The sequence below is a fragment of the Agrobacterium sp. OT33 genome, from assembly GCF_017313365.1.
In the GTDB taxonomy this organism is placed as follows: Bacteria; Pseudomonadota; Alphaproteobacteria; order Rhizobiales; family Rhizobiaceae; genus Agrobacterium; species Agrobacterium rhizogenes_A.
This window is the reverse complement of sequence record NZ_JAFLMZ010000007.1, coordinates 135,955-155,827: the sequence shown is the minus strand read 5'-3', so window position 1 is coordinate 155,827 and position 19,873 is coordinate 135,955. Positions and strand designations below refer to the sequence as shown.

Below are 19,873 nucleotides of genomic sequence, written 5' to 3'. Positions count from 1 at the left end.
TTGACGTTACTTCCCGGCTGCGGCGCTGATGGCCGGCAGCAGGTCACGCTCGACACTGCGGGCATCGAAAGGACCGACCTTTTTGTAAAGGATCGTGCCATCGGCACCGACCAGATAACTTTCGGGAATGCCATAGACGCCCCAGTCGATTGCCGCCTTGCCGTTCGGATCGACGCCTATCGCGGCAAAGGGATTGCCGAGCTCGCCGAGGAAGCGAAGCGCATTGTCCTGCTTGTCCTTGTAGTTGATGCCGACGACGGTGATACGGCTGTCCTTGGCCAGTTCCTGAAGCAGCGGGTGTTCCTGCCGGCAGGGAATGCACCAGGAGGCGAAGACGTTCACCAGCGTCAGCTTGCCCTTGATGGCGGCATCGGTGAGCGCCGGCAGGTTCGAGCCTTCCAGCGGCGGCAGCGACAGCGACGGTGCCTTGGTGCCGATAAGCGCTGACGGGATGGCGCTGATATCCAGCCCGTTCACATCCTGATCATAAAGCATCTTGCCGGCGACAAGGGCAAAACCGCCAAAAAGCAGAAGCGGCAGCAGGGCCAGCGCATAACGGGCGCGGCCAGTCGTCTTGGTTTTGGAATCCTGATTCTGGCTGGCCTGCGTCATTGCCCGTCACCTGCTGAACCGGCTCTTGCCCTGCGGCGCACGCCGGATGCCTCCAGCTGCTTCAGTTCCCGTTTGCGCGCCTGACCGTCCACGACGACCCAGGCGATGAGACAGAGAACGACAAGCCCGGTCGCCGCATAGGACATGCCGATATAAAAGGCGTGTGTCATCACCTCAGCCCTCCCGGTTGGCCATGCGCGCGGCAAGCCGCCGTTGCGCGGCCACGCGCCGGCGCCAGATTTCATTGCGCATGGCGGCGATATGCAAGGTGAAGAACAGCAGCGTGAAACCGATGGCCATGGTCAGAAGCGGCCAGAGAAATTCCGCATCGATGGCGGAGCCGCCCATGCGGATGACGCTTGCCGGCTGGTGCAGCGTGTTCCACCATTCGACCGAAAACTTGATGATGGGAATGTTCACGAAACCGACGAGGATCAGCACGGCGCTGACACGGGCGGCTCTGGAGGGATCGTCCATGGCGCGATTGAGCGCGATGAGCCCCAGATACATCAGGAAAAGCACAAAGACGGAGGTCAGCCGCGCATCCCACACCCACCAGGTTCCCCACATGGGTTTGCCCCAGAGCGAGCCGGTGATGAGCGCAATCAGCGTAAAGGCGGCGCCGATCGGGGCGGCGGCCTTGTGGCTGACATCTGCCAGCGGATGACGCCAGACGAGGGTTCCGATGGCCGAGACCGCCATGACCGAATAGCACATCATGGCCAGCCAGGCGGAGGGGACATGCACATACATGATGCGCACGGTATAACCCTGCTGGTAATCGCCTTCGGTGGTGAAGGAGAGATAAAGACCAGCGGCCAGCACCAGCGCCGTGAGCGCGGTGAGCCAGGGCAGAATGCGTGCCGCCAGCGCCAGAAACCGCGTGGGATTGGCGAGATCACTGAATTTGGTGATGGTGAAGGTCTGCTCGTTCATGCCGTTTGTGTAACCCGAGAATGGCCGCCCCGCAATTGATCCCTGTCAACAGGCGATCGTCTGGCGCGGTTTCATCAATCCATAACATTGCGCAGTGCCAAAGCGGCAAAGAAAGGGCCGGTCACGGCTGAAAATAACGTGATCGCGCAGAGAATGAGGAAAGGCGGCATAAAGGGCGCCGGGTCCTGCACCGCCGCATAGGAGGCGCTGACGCCGAAGATCAGGACGGGAATGGCGAGCGGCAGCACGAGGATGGAGACCAGAAGGCCGCCACGCGGCAGCGCGACGGCCACCGCCGCACCCACCGCACCGATGAAGGTGATGGCCGGCGAACCGACGAGAAGGGTAAGCATCACGGCGCCGATTGCCACCTCGTCCATATTCATGAACAGCCCGAGCAGCGGCGAGGCCAAAACCAGGGGCAGGCCGGTCGCCACCCAATGCGCCAGGCATTTGACGAACACCGTCAGCACCAGCGGGGTTTCCTGCATGAGAATGAGATCCAGCGAACCGTCATCCCGCTCGGCCTGAAACAGCCGGTCAAGGCCGAGAAGGGCGGACAGAAGCGCGCCGATCCAGACGATGGCGGGGCCGATGCGGGCGAGCAGGTTGAGATCCGGGCCGACGCCGAAGGGAATGACGGCAACAACGGTCATGAAGAACAGCACGCCGATCAAGGCACCGCCGCCGGCGCGGATGGAGAGTTTGATGTCGCGGAGGAGGAGGGCGGTCATTGGGGTTGCTCCGCGTCTGGGGTTTTACCCCCCTCTGCCCTGCCGGGCATCTCCCCCTCAAGGGGGGAGATCGGCAAGACGCGATTTCGCCACTCCATTCTCAAGCTTTCAGATGGACGAGAGCTCACCACGAGTCGATCTCCCCCCTTGAGGGGGAGATGCCCGGCAGGGCAGAGGGGGGTAAGCCACACGCGCAAACCGTTCATGCCCAGGCCTCCACACCCACAAACCCCGTCATCCGCAATTCCCGCGCATTCTCCAGCCCCAAAGGCTGATGCGTCGCAGCCATGACAATGCCGCCCTTTCCCAGATGGCTCTTGACGAGATCGGTAAACATGGCGTCCGCCGCCCTGTCGAGAGCAGCCGTCGGTTCGTCGAGAATCCATACCGGCCGCCAGGCGATCAGAAGTTTCGCCATGGCAAAACGCCGTTGCTGGCCGGCGGAGAGATAACCGAAAGGCAGGTGGGTAATGCCGGAGAGACCGACGATCTCCGCCGCCTCATCAATTGCCACGCTCGCGCCACCGGAGAAATCACCGAGGAAGTCTTTCCAGAATTCGAGATTTTCAGCAACGGTCAGCTCCGTTTTCATCGCATTGCGGTGGCCGAGATAATGACAGGCTTCCGAGGGTCGCATGCCCTCCTCTATCTCTTCGCCGGCTATCTTTATCCGTCCCTGTTCGGGCCGCAGCAGGCCGGCCACCGTGCGCAGAAGAGTCGATTTGCCCGAACCGTTTCGACCGGTCAGCACCAGCGCCTCGCCGTCACTTAACTTGAAGGAAATATTCATGAATATGAAATCTTCACCGCGCCGAACGCCGAGATTTTCCGCCGTCAAATCCATGCTGCGGTTCCGTTTAAGATTTTCATCGTCTCGATTACAAAAAATATCGATTTGGGTCCCTGATGGTCTGGCACGTTTCTCCGAAATTATCTATATGGGTGTCAACCACGCCAGCGGCCGGCGTGAACATCATCTTGCGCCGGACTTGACGATTGCGAGGAGCAATTTTCACGTGCGGACAGCGGAAATGGTCGCACCCGCATCCTGATGTGCATGAGTGCATAGGTGTCCGCACGCACGTGTTGGCTATCAGAGTAAGCGGGGTTTTTATCCATGCCCAAATCACTCGACAGTTTCAAATGTCGTTCCGTCCTTACCGTGGATGGTAAGGATTATGTCTATTTCAGCCTTCCCAAAGCTGAGGCAAACGGCCTCAAGGGCGTTTCCAAGCTGCCCTATTCCATGAAGGTTCTCCTGGAAAACCTGCTGCGTTTCGAGGACGGCCAGTCCGTCACCAAGGAGCACATTCTGGCCGTTTCCGAATGGCTGAACAACAAGGGCCTGACCGAAACCGAAATCGCCTACCGCCCCGCCCGCGTTCTCATGCAGGACTTTACCGGCGTTCCCGCCGTGGTTGACCTTGCCGCCATGCGTGACGGCATCAAGGCTCTCGGTGGCGATCCGGAAAAGATCAATCCGCTCGTTCCCGTCGATCTCGTCATCGACCACTCGGTCATCGTTGATGAATTCGGCACGCCGAGCGCCTTTGCCCGCAACGTCGAGCTTGAATATGAGCGCAATGGCGAGCGCTACCGCTTCCTCAAGTGGGGCCAGCAGGCGTTCAAGAATTTCCGCGTCGTTCCGCCCGGCACCGGCATCTGTCACCAGGTCAACCTCGAATATCTCGGCCAGACCGTCTGGACGAAGGAAGAGGATGGCGAAACGATTGCCTATCCGGATACCTGCGTCGGCACGGACAGCCACACGACCATGATCAATGGTCTCGGCGTTCTCGGCTGGGGCGTCGGCGGTATCGAGGCTGAAGCGGCCATGCTCGGCCAGCCGGTCTCCATGCTCCTGCCCGAGGTCATCGGCTTCAAGCTGACCGGCAAGGTGAAGGAAGGTGTGACCGCGACCGACCTCGTGCTGACCGTGGTGCAGATGCTGCGCAAAAAGGGCGTCGTTTCCAAATTCGTCGAATTCTTCGGCCCCGGCCTTGATTCGATGTCTCTGGCCGACCGCGCGACCATCGGCAATATGGGTCCGGAATATGGCGCGACCTGCGGCTTCTTCCCGGTTGACGGCGAAACCATCAACTACCTGACCATGTCCGGCCGTGCCAAGGACCGCATCGCGCTCGTCGAAGCCTATTCGAAGGCGCAGGACATGTGGCGTACCGGCGACGGTTCCGACCTCGTCTTCACCGACACGCTGGAACTCGACCTCGGCGATGTCGTACCGTCGATGGCCGGCCCGAAGCGTCCGGAAGGCCGCCTGCCGCTCGAAACCATCGCGCCGAATTTCGCGACGGCTCTTGAAAACGACTATAAGAAGCCCGGCCAGCTTTCGAACCGCTATGCGGTGGAAGGCGAAGAGTTCGATCTCGGTCATGGCGATGTGGCGATTGCCGCCATCACCTCCTGCACCAACACTTCCAACCCATCGGTTCTCATCGCGGCCGGCCTTCTTGCCCGCAACGCGGTTGCCAAGGGGCTGAAGTCCAAGCCATGGGTGAAGACGTCGCTCGCGCCGGGATCGCAGGTCGTTGCCGAATATCTCGACAAGTCCGGTTTGCAGAAGGATCTCGACGCCATCGGCTTCAACCTCGTCGGCTTCGGCTGCACGACCTGCATCGGTAACTCCGGTCCGCTGCCGCCTGCGATTTCCAAGACGATCAACGACAAGGGCCTGATCACATCGGGTGTTCTCTCGGGCAACCGCAACTTCGAAGGCCGTATCTCGCCTGATGTTCAGGCGAACTATCTGGCATCGCCGCCGCTCGTCGTGGCCTATGCCCTTGCCGGCACGGTCCAGAAGGACCTGACGAAGGAGCCGATCGGCGACGACCAGAACGGCAACCCGGTCTATCTCAAGGATATCTGGCCGACCTCGAAGGAAATCCAGGAATTTATCCTGAAATACGTCACCCGCGAACTCTATGAAACGAAATATGCGGACGTGTTCAAGGGTGACGCGAACTGGCAGGCTGTTCAGGTTCCTCCGGGTCAGACCTATGCCTGGGATGACCAGTCGACCTACGTCCAGAACCCGCCCTACTTTGTCGGCATGGGCAAGACCGGTTCGGGCCTGAAGAACATCAAGGGCGCGCGCGTTCTTGGTCTCTTCGGCGACAAGATCACCACCGACCATATTTCTCCGGCCGGTTCGATCAAGGCGGCGTCGCCTGCGGGCGCCTATCTGACGGAACATGGCGTTGCCGTTGCCGACTTCAACCAGTACGGCACGCGTCGTGGCAACCATGAAGTGATGATGCGCGGCACCTTCGCCAATATCCGCATCCGCAACCACATGCTTGGCCCGAACGGCAAGGAAGGTGGCTACACCATCCACTATCCGTCCAAGGAAGAGATGTCGATCTATGACGCCGCCATGAAATACAAGGCGGAGGGCGTTCCGCTCGTCATCTTCGCCGGTGTCGAATATGGTAACGGCTCGTCCCGTGACTGGGCGGCGAAGGGCACGAACCTGCTCGGCGTCAAGGCCGTGATTGCGCAGTCTTTTGAGCGTATCCACCGTTCGAATCTCGTCGGCATGGGCGTCGTTCCCTTCGTTTTCGAGGAGGGCACGACCTGGGCGAGCCTCGATCTCAAGGGTGACGAAGTCGTCGAGATCGACGGTCTCGAAGGCGAAATCAAGCCGCGTGAAAAGAAGATCGCCAAGATCACCTACAGCGATGGTTCGGTGAAGGAAGTTCCGCTTCTGTGCCGCATCGATACGCTGGACGAAGTGATCTACATGAACAATGGCGGCATTCTGCAGACCGTTCTTCGCGATCTGGCCGCTTGATAAAACTCTGGATCAATAAGACGCCGGGAGAAATTCCGGCGTCTTTCTCCGTTTCAGAAACTATAGTTTTGTGATTGCCGCTCACCCCTTCGTGACTTTCTATTGAAGGGCAATAGACGTTATTTTCCGGTTTGCATCCCGGCAGGATTGATCGCATCAATTCGTCTGGATATCTTCCGGACAAAGGTTTTCGTAATGCCGCTGAAATTTCCCCTGTCGATATGTCTTCTCGGCACGTTTCTCGTCACCTCCGCGCAGGCGCAGGAGGCTGTGAAGGGCGTTGTCGAATTGTTCACATCGCAGGGATGTGCATCCTGCCCGCCGGCGGACGAGGCGCTGCGCAAGATGATCCAGAAGGGCGATGTCGTCGGCCTTTCCTACCATGTCGACTACTGGAACTATCTTGGCTGGACCGATTCGCTGGCCTCGAAGGAAAATACCGACCGGCAATATGGTTACATGCGGGCGCTGGGCCGCAACGGGGTCTATACGCCGCAGGCCATTCTCAACGGCCGCGACCATGTCAAGGGTGCGGATGTTCGCGGCATTTATGACAGGCTGGATGCCTTCAAGCGCGAAGGCCAGGGGTTGAACGTGCCGGTCTCGTCAAAATTTGCCGGCGACGAGGTCGAGATTGATATCGGTGCCGGCAGCGGCAAGGCCGATGTCGTCGTTGCCTATTTCACGCGTGAACAGACGGTGGATGTGCAGAAGGGCGAGAACCAGGGGAAAAAAATGTCCTACTGGCACAGCGTCTACGACGTACAGACTGTCGGCATGTGGGATGGTTCGCCGATGACGGTGAAGCTTCCCGCGAGCGTCGTGGCAAAGGTGAAAAAGGGCGGCTGCGCCGTGCTTTTGCAGACGGCCAATGCCAGTGGTGATCCGGCGGCAATCGTCGGCGCAAGTATTTTGCTGGGAAATGAAAAGCCATAATCGCCGACCTGGCGATTGAAGATCCGGTCCGGGCATTGGGGGCTGGGGGTAAAGGGTCAATGCACCGGACCGGGTCATCTTGGTGCCTAGGCATCAATTGACAATAGGACTATTCCACCCAATTCAGGCCATGGTTTGACCGAAATACGGCAAGCCCTGCGAAAGTGGCTGCCTAAATGGTTACCATTTTTTACCCCTGCTTTTGTTGCGGGCAGTGCTTTTCCGCGAAATTGCGACGATCCTTTCCCTGTCACGGGCTTTCCGGTTTTATAGCCGACCAAGATTTTTCAGAGTCTTCCCGCATCGTCCTGCGCGTTACCCAAAGACCTCGCAAGGCTTGCAATTTCGCCGTCTCAGGCTCACATTGGTTGGGTGATTTGGGTGGAATCGGAGGTATTGGATGACCGATCAACCGGATGTGCAGCAGGTGCAAACCGCTTCACGCGACAATTCCACCGTTATCGATCTCCGCGAATATAAAAAGAACAAGGACCCTTTGCCGGTCACCTTTCACCGCCGCGAGCTGGATGCGATCCTGCGCATCTATGGTCGGATGGTGGGAGAGGGGGAATGGCGCGACTACGCCATTGACCATCTGAAGGACAAGGCGGTGTTTTCGGTCTTCAAACGTTCGGGTGAAATGCCGCTGTACAGGATTGAGAAGAACCCCAGGCTGGCGGCGAAACAGGGGGCTTATTGTGTGGTGAATACGGATGGCCGTATTCTCAAACGCGGCCATGAGCTGCCGCAGGTTCTCAAGGTTTTCGACAAGGTCCTGAAACTCATCGAATAGGCTTCAGAACCGATGGCTGCCTGCCGGATAGGACGGGCGGGTGAGCCATCGTCAGCTATGACCGTTCCCAAATAAAAAGGCGGCCGAAGGGCCGCCTTTCGCATGTCTGTCTTGAAAGCCTCTCAACCTTAGTCGTCGCGGTTACCGAGGAACTGCAGAAGGAAGGTGAAGAGGTTGATGAAGTCGAGATAGAGGGTCAGCGCGCCCATGATGGCCTTGCGACCGGCCACGGCAACGTCGTCACCATCAAAATACATTTCCTTGATCTTCTGGGTGTCGTAGGCGGTCAGGCCTGCGAAGATCAGCACACCGATCGCGGAAATCGCGAACTGCAGCGCGGACGATGCAAGGAAGATGTTGACGATGGAGGCGATGATCAGGCCGAACAGACCCATGATGAGGAACGAACCGAGGCCGGAAAGGTTCTTCTTCGTGGTGTAACCGTAAAGCGAGAGCGCACCGAACGAGGCCGCGGTCACGAAGAACGTCTGAACGATGCTCTGGCCGGTAAAGACCAGGAAGATCGCCGACAGCGACACGCCCATCAGCGCCGCATAGACCCAGAAGGTCGTCTGGGCGGCAGAAACGCTCATGTTCTGAATACGGAAGCTAAGGAAGAAAACCAGTGCGAGCGGTGCCAGCATGACAACCCAGCGCAACGGCGAAGCGTAAAGCAGCTGGGCGAAGGCCGGGTTCGAAGCGGCGAGCGTATAGGTACCGAACGCTGCAACGCCGGTGATGACCAGAGCCAGCGCCATCAGGTTGTAAACCTTGAGCATATAGGCGCGAAGACCCTCATCGATCATCGCACCAGTCTGTGCACGGGTCTGCGCCATGCGGTTCTGGTAGTTATTGAAGTCAGCCATTGTTTCCTCTTTTGAGCTCCGTAATTGCTACGGTGTCGGGATACCTCCCGGGCGCCGCTGCGGAGCTTCAGCAAGCCTGCTCAGGAATATGATGGCAGAACGTGTCCGATACAAGGCCTTTTCCCGTCGAAAAGACACCATATGCGCGAAAAGCGCTCACGTTTTGGCGATCATTACAAAGAATTAATCGCTAAAGTTAAGCGGCGCACAACCGATGATCATTCCCCCGCCTGCCTGAGAACCGGCGCCGCCTTCTGTCCGAGAATCCGCCAGGTGCCGATGAGGCCGATGCCGACCGTCATGACGAGGGCGACGACAAGCGTGCCGATCGCCACATCCGGCAGGAAGCTGGAGGGCAGTTTCATGATGCGGGCAATCACGAACCATGCGGAGACGCCGCCGGCGAACAGCGCGAAAACGGCGGTGGCGAGACCGAGCATCATATATTCGTAGGAAAAGGCGCGGATGAGCAGGTTTCGCGTGCCGCCCAGCGTTTTCAGGATGACCGCGTCATGGGTGCGGGCGCGGTTTCCGGCGGCAAGGGCGCCGGCGAGAACCAGAACGGAGGCGATGAGCGCGACGGCCGCAGCGGCGCGAATGGCGGTGGCGAGCTGGCCGACCAGCCGGTTGACGACATCGAGCGCATCTTTCACACGCACGCTGGTGATCGTTGGATAGGTATTGGTGACGGAACGCAATATGCGGCCTTCGTCGCTTGCGGAAGCGGAAGGGTCGGCAAGTGTCGCAAGCCAGGCGTGGGGTGCGCCGCGGAAGGTATTTGGCGAAAACACCATGACGAAATTGATCGAGAGGGATTCCCATTCGACATTGCGCAGATTGGCGATCTTCGCCGTGATACTGCGGCCGAGGACGTTGACGGTGACGCTGTCGCCGATCTTGAGGCCGAGTTCCTGTGCTTCTTCCGCCGCGAAGGAGACCAATGGCTCGCCACTATAGTCCGGGCCCCACCAGCTTCCTTCCGTCAGTGTCGCGTTTTCGGGAATATCCCGTGAATAGGTGATGCCCCGGTCGCCGCGCAGCACCCAGCGTCCGGCGGGCGGCACCTCCATCTTTGTCACATCCTCGCCGTTGAGCGCGAGGATGCGGCCGCGCAGCATTGGCACCTCGGTCAGCGTGCCATCAGGCGCCTCCCGTTTGAGAAGATCGCGGAAGCCCTGAAGTTCGCTGCCTTGGATATCGACGAAGAAGAAGTTCGGCGCGCGCTCCGGCAGGCTGTCCGTCAGCTCGCGGCGCAGATTGCCGTCGATCAGCGTCAGTGTCACGAGCAGGGTCAGGCCAAGGCCAAGGGAGAGGACGACCGAAGGTGTGAGCGCGCCGGGGCGATGGATATTGCCGATTGCCAGACGAAGGGCAGCGGAGTGAACGCGGGGGCTGCGTTTGGCGATGGCCTTGACACCGGAGGCTACCAGTCGCAGCACCACGAAGGCAAATGCGATTGCAGCAAGGAAGACCGAGGCGATGAAGCGGTCTTCCGCCGAGAAGATGGCCAGCGCGGCCAGCGCCGCCAGCAGCAGGCCGGTTGCAGCCAGATAAGGCCAGGATGGCCAGCTGCCCTCCTCGAAACCCTGTTCGCGGAAAAGCGCCGTCGCCGGCACCTCGCGCGCCTGACCGAGCGGTACGATGGCGAAAGCAAGCGTCGTCAGGAGGCCGAACAGGGCGGCGAGGCCGAGAGCGCCGGGATAAAAGGCAAGCTCTTCCGGCACGGGCAGCACGCCTTCCAGAAACCGCATGGCAATCAGCGGCGCGATGGCGCCGACCAGAAGGCCGATGACGATGCCAACGGCGGCAATGAAGGCAATCTGGAAGAGATAGGTCATGGTGACCACGGAGGCAGGCGCGCCGAGGCATTTCAGCGAGGCGATGGTGGTGCGCTTGGAATCCAGAAACGCGCGAACGGCATTGGCGACGCCAACCCCGCCGACGATGAGGGCGGTGAGGCCCACCAGTGTCAGGAACTGCGAGAAGCGGTTGACGTTTTCGGTGAGCGATGGCGCTGCCCGATCACTGGTGCGAACGGACCAGCCGGCATCCGGAAATGCCTTGTTGGCCGCATCGGTCATTGTTGCCCGCGCCGAAGGATCGTTCAGTTTGATCTTGTAGGCGTGTTCGACGAGACTTCCCGTCTGAACGAGACCGGAGGCGAAAAGGGCATCGCGGCTGACCATCAGCCTTGGAGCAAAACCGAAACCGTCAGACAGCGCATCCGGCTCGTCGACCACGGTGCCGGTCAGTTTCAGCTTTGCATTGCCGAGCAGGACTTCATCGCCGACCTTGATGCCGAGCCGTTCCAGCAAGAGCGGTGCGGCAATGGCGCCATAGGTGTCGCCGTTTCCGGCCAGAAGCTCATTCAGCGGCCGGTTCGGATCAGCCACGAAGGTGCCATGGAGCGGGTAGGCGCCGTCGATGGCCTTCACTTCCGTCAGGGTCTGTTCGGACCCATCGGCAAGGCGTGCCATGGAACGCAGCCCGGTGGAAACCGCGACGGTACCAAGGCCGTCGAGATAGGCCCGTTCCTCCTGCGTCGCCTCCCTGTTGCGCAGTTCGAAACGGACGTCTCCGGCGAGGATCGACTGGCCTTCGGTGGCTATGGCGCTGGTGACTGCGCGCGACACGGAATTGACGGCGGCTATGGCGCCGGTTCCGAGCGCAATGCAGGCGAGGAAAATGTAAAAGCCACGCAGGCCGCCACGAATTTCGCGGCGCGCAAGCCTCATGGCGTTTCTTATACTGGCGAAAGACGGGAAAATGGAGCCGATCATGCCGATACCGCCCGCGCCATCTGGGGACGGGCGCTGTCGCCCTCAATCTCGCCGGATCGCACCTTGATCTGCCGTGAGCACCGGGCGGCAAGCGACGGATCATGGGTGACGAGCACCATGGTCATGCCGCGTTCGGCCTGTTTTGCAAACAGAAGATCGGCGATCTGCCTGCCGGTATCGGTATCGAGATTGCCCGTCGGTTCGTCGGCAATCAGCACGGCCGGCGAAGGTGCAAGTGCGCGGGCAATGGCGACACGCTGCTGCTCGCCGCCGGAAAGCTGGCCGGGATAGTGGTTGAGGCGTTCGCCGAGGCCGACGGCGACGAGTTCGCGCCTGGCGATTTCGAAGGGGTTTGCGACGTTGGCCAGCTCCAGCGGAACGGCCACGTTTTCCAGAGCCGTCATATTGGCGATGAGGTGGAAGGACTGGAAGACGATGCCGATATTCCTGCCGCGGAAATCCGCCAGCGCATCCTCGCCGAGCCTGTGAAGTTCCGTATCCGCAATGACGATCTCACCGCTGTCGAGCCGCTCAAGACCGGCAAGTACCATCAGCAGCGTCGATTTTCCCGAGCCGGAAGGGCCGACGATGCCAACCGCTTCACCTTCACTGATGGACAGATCGATGGATTTGAGAACGTGGACGGAGGCGGCGGCGTTGCCAAGGGTGAGGTCGGCCTTCTTCAGCTCTATGATGCTTTTCGTCACAATTCTCGTTCCTATATAGGGTGATGAAAACGGTCTGGCGGTGTCGATGCGGTCGGTATTTCAGACAATGGGAACCAAGTTAGGAAAGCCGTGATGAGATTTAAAGCTGCCCTGTTTCACTTCATCGTCATTTTCGCCGCTGCCTTTTCCGCCTCGGTGGCCACGGCTCAGGAGCGGACATTGCAACTGGTCGGTCTTGGCGACAGCCTCATGGCCGGGTATCAGCTGCCCCCCACCGACAGCTATACGGCACAGCTTGAAGCTGCATTAAAGGCGAAGGGCGTCAACGTCGCAGTCGCCAATGCCGGCGTGTCCGGCGATACGTCTTCCGGCGGTCTGGCAAGGGCGGAATGGTCCGTGCCTGATGGCACGGATGGGGTCATTCTGGAGCTCGGTGCCAATGATGCCTTGCGTGGTATTGCGCCGGAACAGACGGAAAAGAACCTTGACGCCATCATTTCCGGTTTTCAGAAACGCAATATAGCGGTGCTGCTGGTCGGCATTATGGCGCCGCCGAATATGGGCGACGACTATGCCAGGCGCTTCAATCCGATCTTTCCAAAGCTTGCGGAAAAATACAACCTGCCGCTTTATCCCTTCTTTCTGGACGGGGTGGTGACGGATGACGCGCTGAAGCTGGATGACAAGATGCACCCCAATACGAAGGGCGTGGCAATGATGGTGGAGAAATCTTTGCCGGCTGTTGAAAGCTTCATCAAGACAATCGGTGCGCAAAAAAAATAAGCACTTGCGCCCGTCTGCATTGCGTGATTCGCTATGCTTGTTCTGCCAAGAGATTCGGGGAGCTCGCCATGCCGAGACTGTTTACCGCCCTCGAAATTCCGCGCAATGCGGCTATGAGCCTCTCATTGTTGCGCGGTGGTCTGCCGGGAGCCCGGTGGATCGATGTGGAGAATTATCACATAACCCTGCGTTTTATCGGTGACATCGACGGGCGGACCGCCGATGAGGTCGTGGACAGGCTGGATCGGATCGAAAGGCCGGAGTTCCAGCTCAACCTCACCGGTATGGGTTCCTTCGGTTCCAAGAAACCGCATTCCATCTGGGCCGGAGTTTCTCCCTCACCGGAAATGCACGCGCTTCAGGCGGAAATCGAAAGAATCTGCCAGAGGATCGGTCTGCCGCCCGATCCGCGCAAGTTCATGCCGCATGTCACGCTTGCACGGCTGCGCTCCTCCCGCGTGGACGATGTGGTGCAGTATCTTTCCGGACGCGGCAACTTCCGCACCTCGCCCTTCACGGTCGGTCGTTTCGTGCTGATGTCGTCCAAGGAATCGGTGGGCGGCGGGCCTTATATCGTTGAAGAGGCGTTCCCGCTTCACGAGGCGCGGTCGAGCTCCATCTTTTCGAGCAGCGATCTGCATCCCGCCAAGAGCATGTTGTAGACGTCAAGGAACCCGTCCTCGGCCCCGTAATAGGGATCGGGGACATTCTCGCGGCGGCCGGCGGCATATTCCATGAAAAGATGGATTTTGTGCCGGTGCCCCTGCGGGCTCGATTGAAGCAGGCTCGCCAGATTGTTTTCGTCCATGGCGAGGATGAGGTCGAAGCTTTCGAAGTCCGCCGAGGCGACCTGTCTCGCCCGCTGGCGGGAAATATCGACGCCGTGCCGCCGTGCCACGGCGATGGATCGCGGATCGGGCGCATCGCCCGCGTGCCAGCCGCCGGTGCCGGCGGAATCGACGATGATTTGGCGGGACATGCCTTCAGCATCGGCAAGGTGTGCCAAGATACCTTCGGCAAGCGGCGAGCGGCAGATATTGCCCATGCAGACGAAAAGAACGGTGATATGTTTCATGGATTATGCGTCGATCCGGTCGTTGAGGCGTTAATGGTTATCAAGCGGAGGCAAGTTCATGAAATATCCCAGACTCGAACCGGAGGCCATCCGGCAGACTCTCGTCAAGCTCGAGGGCTGGTCCCTGCGCGAGGATGGAGCGGCGATCGTCAGATCCTTCAAGTTTTCGAGTTTTGCCGAAGCCTTCGGTTTCATGGCCGAATCGGCCCTTGCGGCGGAGAAGCTCAATCATCACCCCGAATGGTCCAACGTCTATTCGCGGGTCAAGGTCTGCCTCACCACCCATGATTCACAGGGCGTGACGGAGAGGGATTTTCTTCTGGCCGAAGCCATGCAGAAGGCGGCTGCAGGCCGGGGGAATTGAACGACGGGCGTTCCGTCCCATATAATAGCCATGACCGGAGGACCGTCGATCATGGATGATGTGAAAATCGGTGAAATTCTTCTGCCTGGCGAAACCGACAGGCAGCAGGAGCGCGAAGATGTGGTGCGGGCGAAATTCTGGCCCAAGCTGAAGCGCGTCATGTCGAAGGTGCCCTTCGCGCGCGATGCGGCGGCTGCCTATTATTGCGCGATCGACCGCGACACGCCGCTGCGCGCCAAGGGCATCATCCTTGCGGCGCTCGCCTATTTCATCATGCCCATGGATGCCGTGCCGGATGTGCTCGCCGTCATCGGTTTTACCGACGACATCGCCGTCATCACCGCGGCGCTTGCCATGATCAGGGCGCATATCAAGATGGAACACTACGAAGCGGCTGACGCCATGCTGAAGCGGCAGCAGGAAGCAGGGTAACGTCTCTGTGATGTGTCCGTCCGACCTAGCCCGGCGGGTGACAAATTCTTGCCTGAATTTATGTGTCATACACGCGAGTGAAGGACGTGCCACGCCCTTCTCCCCAGGGCGTCGGGAGTCGCCAATCTGTAACACCGCAAGACGTTTTAGGCATTTTATGCGTGTTGTTGACGGTTTGGTAACCGCTTCCCGACCACAATGAGAAAAGACGATCCGCACCTGAACGTGGCCGATCCAGAAAATGGAGCCCGCCGCTGCTTCGGGCTAATGGAAGACAATAACCCGGCAGGAAATTCTATGTTTGTAAGAAGTGTAGCAACCGCAGCGGCCATTTTGCTGACCAGCGTCGGCGTAGCATCTGCACAGTCGCCCACGCGCATCCAGCAGTTCAATGCTTGGGGTGCCTATTCGTACAAATCGGGCAACAGCACCGTCTGCTACGTTCTTTCCATTCCGACCGCCAAGGAACCGGCAAGCGTCGATCACGGCGACATCTTCTTCATCGTGTCGCAGCGTCCGGGCCAGAACATTTCCTACGAGCCGCAGGCCATGGTGGGTTATCCGCTGAAGCAGGGTTCCAAGGTCAATGTGACGATCGACAACAAGAACTTCGTCATGTTCACCAAGGACAAGGCTGCCTGGGTCGAAAATGCTGCTGAAGAGCCCGCTCTCGTCGCTGCCATGAAAGGCGGCAAGTCGATGACCGTAAAGGCGACTTCCGGCCGTGGCACCGCAACCTCCTACTCCTATTCCCTGTCGGGTATCTCGGCAGCCCTCAAGCAGATCGAGAGCTGCAAATAATCCCGACGCTTTCCCGCGTTTACGAATGGCCGGTCCTTGACCGGCCATTTGCGTTTTTGCCGGTTTGATGCTAAAGGCGCGGCAACATTGACAGGCGGACGCGCGAAGAGTGCTCCGCCTTTGATTTTCTCGACATGCAGACGATTTTCCGCCTTTCCGACAGGCCGGTCGTGCGCTGCATTGGATGATGGGATAGCGTGATGTCCGTAATGCAAGCTCCTGCCGGCCTGGCAGTCAAAACCCCGCTGATCGCCAATAGCGATCTCATGTCCGGCAAGCCGTCGCTGATCGGCATGACCCGCGAGGAGATGGGTGAGGCACTGGCGGAAGTCGGTGTGCCGCAGAAGCAGGTGAAGATGCGCGTCAGCCAGTTGTGGAACTGGCTATATGTGCGGGGCGTCTCCGATTTCGACAACATGACCAATGTCGCCAAGGAGCTTCGCGAGAAGCTGAAGGCGGCCTTCACCATCGCCCGCCCGGAAATCGTCGAGGAGCAGATCTCCAATGACGGCACCCGCAAATGGCTGATGCGCTTTCCGCCGCGCGGTGCCGGCCGCCCCGTGGAGATCGAGACGGTCTATATTCCCGAAGAAGGGCGCGGCACTTTGTGCATATCGAGCCAGGTGGGCTGCTCGCTGACCTGTTCCTTCTGTCACACCGGCACCCAGCGTCTGGTGCGCAACCTGACGGCCGAGGAAATCCTCTCGCAGCTTCTGCTCGCTCGTGACCGCCTCGGCGATTTTCCCGATGGTTCGACGCCGGTCGGCGCCTATGTGCCGAGCGAAGGCCGCAAGGTGTCCAACATCGTGATGATGGGCATGGGTGAGCCGCTCTATAATTTCGAGCATGTGAAGACCGCGCTTCTGATCGCCACCGATGGCGACGGCCTGTCGCTCTCCAAGCGTCGGGTGACGCTCTCCACCTCGGGCGTCGTGCCGGAAATCTTCCGCACCGGTGACGAGATTGGCGTGATGCTGGCGATTTCGCTGCATGCGGTGCGTGATGAGCTGCGCGACATGCTGGTGCCGATCAACAAGAAATATCCGCTGAAGGAACTGATCGAGGCCTGCCGTAATTATCCGGGTCTTTCCAATGCCCGCCGCATCACCTTCGAATATGTGATGCTGAAGGATGTGAACGACAGCCTGGAAGACGCCAAGATGCTGGTGCAACTGTTGAAGGGCGTTCCGGCAAAGATCAACCTTATTCCGTTCAATCCGTGGCCTGGCACCAACTACCAGTGTTCCGAGTGGGCGCAGATCGAGAAGTTCGCCGATTTCATCAATCAGGCGGGTTATGCCTCGCCGATCCGCACCCCGCGCGGCCGCGATATTCTCGCCGCCTGCGGTCAGCTCAAGTCTGAATCCGAGCGCATGCGCAAGACTGAAAGGCTGGCTTTTGAGGCGATGATGATCGCCAACCACGGCGCGGATGACTGAATCAGCCGCATTTGCGCCATAAAGCTGGTTTTGCGGCGGTTCTCCGATTGATTTCGGTCTGTCTTGTTCCTAGAAAGACGAAAACAGGGAACCAACAGGAGGATATCCATGCGCGCATTCATTCTGGCTCTCGCTGCTGCGAGCGCCATCGTTCTGCCGGCCAAGGCTGAAAACGTCACCGTTGCCGTCACCGCCATCGTCGAACATCCGGCACTTGACGCTGCCCGTGATGGCGTCAAAGCGGCTCTTACTGAGGCTGGCTACAAGGAAGGCGAGAACCTCAAGTTCCTTTACGAGTCCGCGCAGGGCAATCCCGGCACCGCAGCGCAGATCGCCCGACAGTTCGTCGGCGACGCGCCCAACGTCATCGTGCCGATCTCCACGCCGTCGGCCCAGGCCGTCGTTGCGGCCACGCGTGACATTCCGGTTGTTTTCACGGCCGTCTCCGATCCGGTCGGTGCACAGCTCGTCAAGAGCATGGAAAAGCCCGGCGGCAACGTGACCGGTCTTTCCGACATGCTGCCGGTTGGCGAGCATCTGGCGCTCATCAAGGAAATCTCGCCGAACGCCAAGTCCATCGGTTTCATTTACAACTCGGCCGAAGCCAATTCCGCCTCGACGCTCGCCCTGCTGAAGGCCGAAGCCGACAAGGCTGGTCTGAAGGTCGTCGAATCCGTCGCCACCAAATCGGCTGAAGTTCAGGGCGCAACCCGTGCTCTGGTCGGCAAGGCCGACGTGATCTACGTTCCGACCGACAACACCATCGTTTCCGCTTTCGAGGCGGCAGCTGGTGTTGCGAGCGAAGCCAAGATCCCGCTCTATGCCGCTGATACGGATTCTGTCGCGCGTGGTGCGGTTGCGGCCCTCGGCTTCAACTATTTCGACGTTGGCAAACAGACCGGCGCCGTTGTTGTCCGCATCCTCAAGGGTGAAAAGCCGGGCGACATTCCGGCAACCGTGGCTGTCGGCACCGATCTCGTCATCAACAAGAAGGTTGCCGAAAAAGTTGGCGTCACCTTCCCTGAAAGCGTGACGAAGCGCGCCACCAAGGTCATCGACTGAATCGAAACCAGACTGAATTGCGGGCGGCGGTATTTCGCCGCCCGCTTTACGTGGCACGAGACGGTGCCCGTATCCGCCTGATGGCGGCAATAACAAGGACATTACCGTGAGCCAAATCGCCTTCTGGGGTGCCGTGGAGCTGGGACTGGTCTTCGCTTTCGTGGCGATCGGCGTCTATCTCGCTTTTCGTGTGCTTGATTTTCCTGACCTGACCGTGGACGGTTCGTTTCCGCTTGGCGCCGCTGTGGCCGCCGTGCTGATCATCGCCGGTTTGAACGCCTGGGTCGCGACGGCGGTTGCGATGGTTGCCGGTGCCGCTGCGGGCATCGTGACCGCGACGCTCAACGTGCGTTTTAAAATTCTCAACCTGCTTGCCTCGATCCTGACGATGATCGCGCTGTTTTCCGTCAATCTCAGAGTGATGGGAAAGCCGAATGTGGCGCTGCTCAATCAGGATACGATGATATCGCCGTTTTACGGCCTCGGCCTGTCCGAATATCTGGTGCGGCCGCTTTTCGTCGGCGCGCTGGTGCTGGTCGCGGTCATTCTGGTCTGGCGTTTTCTTGAAAGCGATGCGGGTCTTGCCATGCGGGCGACGGGTGCCAATGCGCGGATGGCGCGGGCGCAGGGCGTGAAGACCGGTAATCAGATCTATCTCGGCATGGCGCTTTCGAATGCGCTAGTCGCCCTCGGTGGCGCATTGTTCGCGCAGACCAATGGCTTTGCCGATGTGACCTCCGGTGTCGGCACCATCGTCGTCGGACTTGCCGCCGTCATCATCGGCGAAACGCTGTTCGGTGCACGCGGCATTCTGATTGCGCTCATCGGCTGTGTTTTCGGCTCGATTGCCTATCGTCTCGCCATCCAGCTTGCCCTGTCGAGCGATGTACTGGGCCTCAAGGCATCCGATCTCAATTTCGTAACGGCGGTATTGGTGGCCATCGCATTGATCCTGCCCCGACTGCGCCGTGGGGGAGCAACATCGTGATTTCCCTTTCCGACATCCAGGTCGTCTTCGGACGTGGCACGCCGCTGCAAAAGCAGGCTCTGGCCAAGATCGACCTCACTATCGAGGATGGTTCCTTCGTCACCGTCATCGGTTCCAATGGCGCCGGCAAATCCACGCTTCTCGGCGTATTGGCCGGCGACGTTCTGCCGACGGCGGGCAAGGTGATGATTGGCGGCGCCGACGTTACCCGTAAACCGACCGCCAGCCGGGCCGGTCGGGTGGCACGCGTGTTTCAGGATCCGCTGGCGGGCAGCTGCGGCGCGCTCACCATCGAGGAAAATCTGGCGCTTGCGGCGTCCCGTGGCGAGCGTCGTGGTCTTCTGCCGGCGCTTGGGCGCGGCCGTCGGGATTTCTTCAGGGAGCGGATCGCTTCGCTCAATCTCGGGCTGGAAAATCGCCTGAAGGACCGTATGGATCTTCTGTCCGGCGGGCAGAGGCAGGCGGTTTCGCTGGTCATGGCGACGCTGTCCGGTTCAGACGTGCTGCTGCTGGATGAACATACGGCTGCACTCGATCCCGGCATGGCGGAATTCGTGATGGAGCTGACTCGCAAAGTGGTGTCGGAGCGCAAGCTGACGACGCTGATGGTCACCCATTCCATGCGTCAGGCGCTGGACTACGGCACCCGCACGATCATGCTGCATGCCGGCGAAATCGTTCTTGATGTGTCCGGCGATAGCCGCAAGGACCTTGAGGTCGAAGACCTGATCGAGATGTTCCGCAAGATACGCGGCCAGACGCTTGATGACGATGAGTTGCTGATCGGCTGACC

At 59.6% G+C, this 19,873-nt stretch carries 22 protein-coding genes; 13 read left to right on the top strand and 9 right to left on the bottom strand.

Annotated features, from left to right (window positions below):
- Positions 1-6 precede the first annotated feature (6 nt).
- From JZX88_RS17625 to ccmA, 5 genes are all read right to left on the bottom strand, one after another.
- Positions 7-612 (bottom strand): DsbE family thiol:disulfide interchange protein, encoded by a 606-nt coding sequence (locus JZX88_RS17625; protein ID WP_206914301.1) that lies wholly within the window; start codon positions 610-612, stop codon positions 7-9.
- Complete coding sequence (gene ccmD, locus JZX88_RS17620) at positions 609-782, bottom strand: heme exporter protein CcmD (RefSeq protein WP_065114311.1); 174 nt, start codon at positions 780-782, stop codon at positions 609-611. The genes JZX88_RS17625 and ccmD overlap by 4 nt, the downstream gene beginning before the upstream one ends.
- Positions 783-786: 4 nt before the next feature.
- On the bottom strand, positions 787-1,548 hold the full coding sequence (locus JZX88_RS17615) for a heme ABC transporter permease (protein ID WP_206914300.1): 762 nt from the start codon (positions 1,546-1,548) through the stop codon (positions 787-789).
- Between the two features lie 74 nt (positions 1,549-1,622).
- Positions 1,623-2,282: a heme exporter protein CcmB gene (gene ccmB / locus JZX88_RS17610; protein WP_110756695.1), complete on the bottom strand. Its 660-nt coding sequence runs from the start codon at positions 2,280-2,282 to the stop codon at positions 1,623-1,625.
- 202 nt (positions 2,283-2,484) lie between these two features.
- Positions 2,485-3,126, bottom strand: a complete 642-nt coding sequence (ccmA, locus tag JZX88_RS17605) for a heme ABC exporter ATP-binding protein CcmA (protein WP_174030582.1) — start codon at positions 3,124-3,126, stop codon at positions 2,485-2,487.
- Here ccmA and JZX88_RS17600 point away from each other — a divergent pair.
- The 4 genes from JZX88_RS17600 to JZX88_RS17585 all read left to right on the top strand — a co-directional run bounded on the left by JZX88_RS17600 (position 3,071) and on the right by JZX88_RS17585 (position 7,822).
- Positions 3,071-3,334, top strand: a complete 264-nt coding sequence (locus JZX88_RS17600; protein ID WP_162540188.1) for a hypothetical protein — start codon at positions 3,071-3,073, stop codon at positions 3,332-3,334. The two genes, ccmA and JZX88_RS17600, sit on opposite strands and share 56 nt — an antisense overlap.
- A gap of 65 nt (positions 3,335-3,399) precedes the next feature.
- Positions 3,400-6,093 (top strand): aconitate hydratase AcnA, encoded by a 2,694-nt coding sequence (acnA, locus tag JZX88_RS17595; protein ID WP_142858213.1) that lies wholly within the window; start codon positions 3,400-3,402, stop codon positions 6,091-6,093.
- Positions 6,094-6,288: 195 nt separating this feature from the next.
- The gene (locus JZX88_RS17590) at positions 6,289-7,029 is read left to right on the top strand and encodes a thioredoxin family protein (protein ID WP_065114306.1); all 741 of its coding nucleotides are present in this window, start codon (positions 6,289-6,291) and stop codon (positions 7,027-7,029) included.
- 400 nt (positions 7,030-7,429) lie between these two features.
- A complete protein-coding gene (locus tag JZX88_RS17585; RefSeq protein WP_065114305.1) occupies positions 7,430-7,822 on the top strand; it encodes a DUF2794 domain-containing protein in 393 nt (130 codons plus the stop codon).
- 128 nt (positions 7,823-7,950) lie between these two features.
- Here JZX88_RS17585 and JZX88_RS17580 read toward each other — a convergent pair whose 3' ends face one another.
- The 3 genes from JZX88_RS17580 to JZX88_RS17570 all read right to left on the bottom strand — a co-directional run bounded on the left by JZX88_RS17580 (position 7,951) and on the right by JZX88_RS17570 (position 12,175).
- A complete protein-coding gene (locus tag JZX88_RS17580) occupies positions 7,951-8,688 on the bottom strand; it encodes a Bax inhibitor-1/YccA family protein (protein ID WP_065114304.1) in 738 nt (245 codons plus the stop codon).
- A gap of 218 nt (positions 8,689-8,906) precedes the next feature.
- Positions 8,907-11,468: an ABC transporter permease gene (locus JZX88_RS17575; RefSeq protein ID WP_206914299.1), complete on the bottom strand. Its 2,562-nt coding sequence runs from the start codon at positions 11,466-11,468 to the stop codon at positions 8,907-8,909.
- Complete coding sequence (locus JZX88_RS17570; protein ID WP_142858207.1) at positions 11,465-12,175, bottom strand: ABC transporter ATP-binding protein; 711 nt, start codon at positions 12,173-12,175, stop codon at positions 11,465-11,467. The genes JZX88_RS17575 and JZX88_RS17570 overlap by 4 nt, the downstream gene beginning before the upstream one ends.
- Before the next feature lie 93 nt (positions 12,176-12,268).
- On the opposite strand from JZX88_RS17570, the gene JZX88_RS17565 reads away from it, so the two are divergent.
- Both JZX88_RS17565 and thpR read left to right on the top strand, forming a co-directional pair.
- On the top strand, positions 12,269-12,919 hold the full coding sequence (locus JZX88_RS17565; protein ID WP_065114301.1) for an arylesterase: 651 nt from the start codon (positions 12,269-12,271) through the stop codon (positions 12,917-12,919).
- A gap of 68 nt (positions 12,920-12,987) precedes the next feature.
- A complete protein-coding gene (gene thpR, locus JZX88_RS17560; RefSeq protein ID WP_065114300.1) occupies positions 12,988-13,581 on the top strand; it encodes an RNA 2',3'-cyclic phosphodiesterase in 594 nt (197 codons plus the stop codon).
- Here thpR and JZX88_RS17555 read toward each other — a convergent pair.
- On the bottom strand, positions 13,515-13,994 hold the full coding sequence (locus JZX88_RS17555; RefSeq protein ID WP_206914298.1) for a low molecular weight protein-tyrosine-phosphatase: 480 nt from the start codon (positions 13,992-13,994) through the stop codon (positions 13,515-13,517). The genes thpR and JZX88_RS17555 overlap by 67 nt on opposite strands.
- Positions 13,995-14,052: 58 nt before the next feature.
- Between JZX88_RS17555 and JZX88_RS17550 the strand changes: the two genes are divergently transcribed.
- The 7 genes from JZX88_RS17550 (at position 14,053) to JZX88_RS17520 (ending at position 19,871) form a co-directional block, all read left to right on the top strand.
- Entirely contained in the window at positions 14,053-14,358 is a 306-nt protein-coding gene (locus tag JZX88_RS17550) for a 4a-hydroxytetrahydrobiopterin dehydratase (RefSeq protein WP_206914297.1), read from the top strand.
- A gap of 51 nt (positions 14,359-14,409) precedes the next feature.
- Complete coding sequence (locus JZX88_RS17545; RefSeq protein WP_065114297.1) at positions 14,410-14,790, top strand: YkvA family protein; 381 nt, start codon at positions 14,410-14,412, stop codon at positions 14,788-14,790.
- A gap of 297 nt (positions 14,791-15,087) precedes the next feature.
- Positions 15,088-15,591, top strand: a complete 504-nt coding sequence (locus JZX88_RS17540; RefSeq protein WP_065114296.1) for an invasion associated locus B family protein — start codon at positions 15,088-15,090, stop codon at positions 15,589-15,591.
- 266 nt (positions 15,592-15,857) lie between these two features.
- A complete protein-coding gene (rlmN, locus tag JZX88_RS17535; protein ID WP_081284494.1) occupies positions 15,858-17,030 on the top strand; it encodes a 23S rRNA (adenine(2503)-C(2))-methyltransferase RlmN in 1,173 nt (390 codons plus the stop codon).
- Positions 17,031-17,138: 108 nt separating this feature from the next.
- On the top strand, positions 17,139-18,092 hold the full coding sequence (locus JZX88_RS17530; protein WP_110756707.1) for an ABC transporter substrate-binding protein: 954 nt from the start codon (positions 17,139-17,141) through the stop codon (positions 18,090-18,092).
- Positions 18,093-18,198: 106 nt separating this feature from the next.
- The gene (locus JZX88_RS17525) at positions 18,199-19,080 is read left to right on the top strand and encodes an ABC transporter permease (RefSeq protein WP_065114293.1); all 882 of its coding nucleotides are present in this window, start codon (positions 18,199-18,201) and stop codon (positions 19,078-19,080) included.
- Positions 19,077-19,871 (top strand): ABC transporter ATP-binding protein, encoded by a 795-nt coding sequence (locus JZX88_RS17520; protein WP_065114292.1) that lies wholly within the window; start codon positions 19,077-19,079, stop codon positions 19,869-19,871. Before JZX88_RS17525 ends, JZX88_RS17520 begins: the two co-directional genes overlap by 4 nt.
- The last annotated feature ends 2 nt before the right edge of the window (positions 19,872-19,873 follow it).

Coding starts and splice junctions, on each gene's coding strand:
- JZX88_RS17625 (WP_206914301.1), bottom strand. CDS start 612: ATGACGCAGGCCAGCCAGAATCAGGATTCCAAAACCAAGACGACTGGC.
- ccmD (WP_065114311.1), bottom strand. CDS start 782: ATGACACACGCCTTTTATATCGGCATGTCCTATGCGGCGACCGGGCTT.
- JZX88_RS17615 (WP_206914300.1), bottom strand. CDS start 1,548: ATGAACGAGCAGACCTTCACCATCACCAAATTCAGTGATCTCGCCAAT.
- ccmB (WP_110756695.1), bottom strand. CDS start 2,282: ATGACCGCCCTCCTCCTCCGCGACATCAAACTCTCCATCCGCGCCGGC.
- JZX88_RS17600 (WP_162540188.1), top strand. CDS start 3,071: ATGAATATGAAATCTTCACCGCGCCGAACGCCGAGATTTTCCGCCGTC.
- ccmA (WP_174030582.1), bottom strand. CDS start 3,126: ATGGATTTGACGGCGGAAAATCTCGGCGTTCGGCGCGGTGAAGATTTC.
- acnA (WP_142858213.1), top strand. CDS start 3,400: ATGCCCAAATCACTCGACAGTTTCAAATGTCGTTCCGTCCTTACCGTG.
- JZX88_RS17590 (WP_065114306.1), top strand. CDS start 6,289: ATGCCGCTGAAATTTCCCCTGTCGATATGTCTTCTCGGCACGTTTCTC.
- JZX88_RS17585 (WP_065114305.1), top strand. CDS start 7,430: ATGACCGATCAACCGGATGTGCAGCAGGTGCAAACCGCTTCACGCGAC.
- JZX88_RS17580 (WP_065114304.1), bottom strand. CDS start 8,688: ATGGCTGACTTCAATAACTACCAGAACCGCATGGCGCAGACCCGTGCA.
- JZX88_RS17575 (WP_206914299.1), bottom strand. CDS start 11,468: ATGATCGGCTCCATTTTCCCGTCTTTCGCCAGTATAAGAAACGCCATG.
- JZX88_RS17565 (WP_065114301.1), top strand. CDS start 12,269: ATGAGATTTAAAGCTGCCCTGTTTCACTTCATCGTCATTTTCGCCGCT.
- thpR (WP_065114300.1), top strand. CDS start 12,988: ATGCCGAGACTGTTTACCGCCCTCGAAATTCCGCGCAATGCGGCTATG.
- JZX88_RS17555 (WP_206914298.1), bottom strand. CDS start 13,994: ATGAAACATATCACCGTTCTTTTCGTCTGCATGGGCAATATCTGCCGC.
- JZX88_RS17550 (WP_206914297.1), top strand. CDS start 14,053: ATGAAATATCCCAGACTCGAACCGGAGGCCATCCGGCAGACTCTCGTC.
- JZX88_RS17545 (WP_065114297.1), top strand. CDS start 14,410: ATGGATGATGTGAAAATCGGTGAAATTCTTCTGCCTGGCGAAACCGAC.
- JZX88_RS17540 (WP_065114296.1), top strand. CDS start 15,088: ATGTTTGTAAGAAGTGTAGCAACCGCAGCGGCCATTTTGCTGACCAGC.
- rlmN (WP_081284494.1), top strand. CDS start 15,858: ATGTCCGGCAAGCCGTCGCTGATCGGCATGACCCGCGAGGAGATGGGT.
- JZX88_RS17530 (WP_110756707.1), top strand. CDS start 17,139: ATGCGCGCATTCATTCTGGCTCTCGCTGCTGCGAGCGCCATCGTTCTG.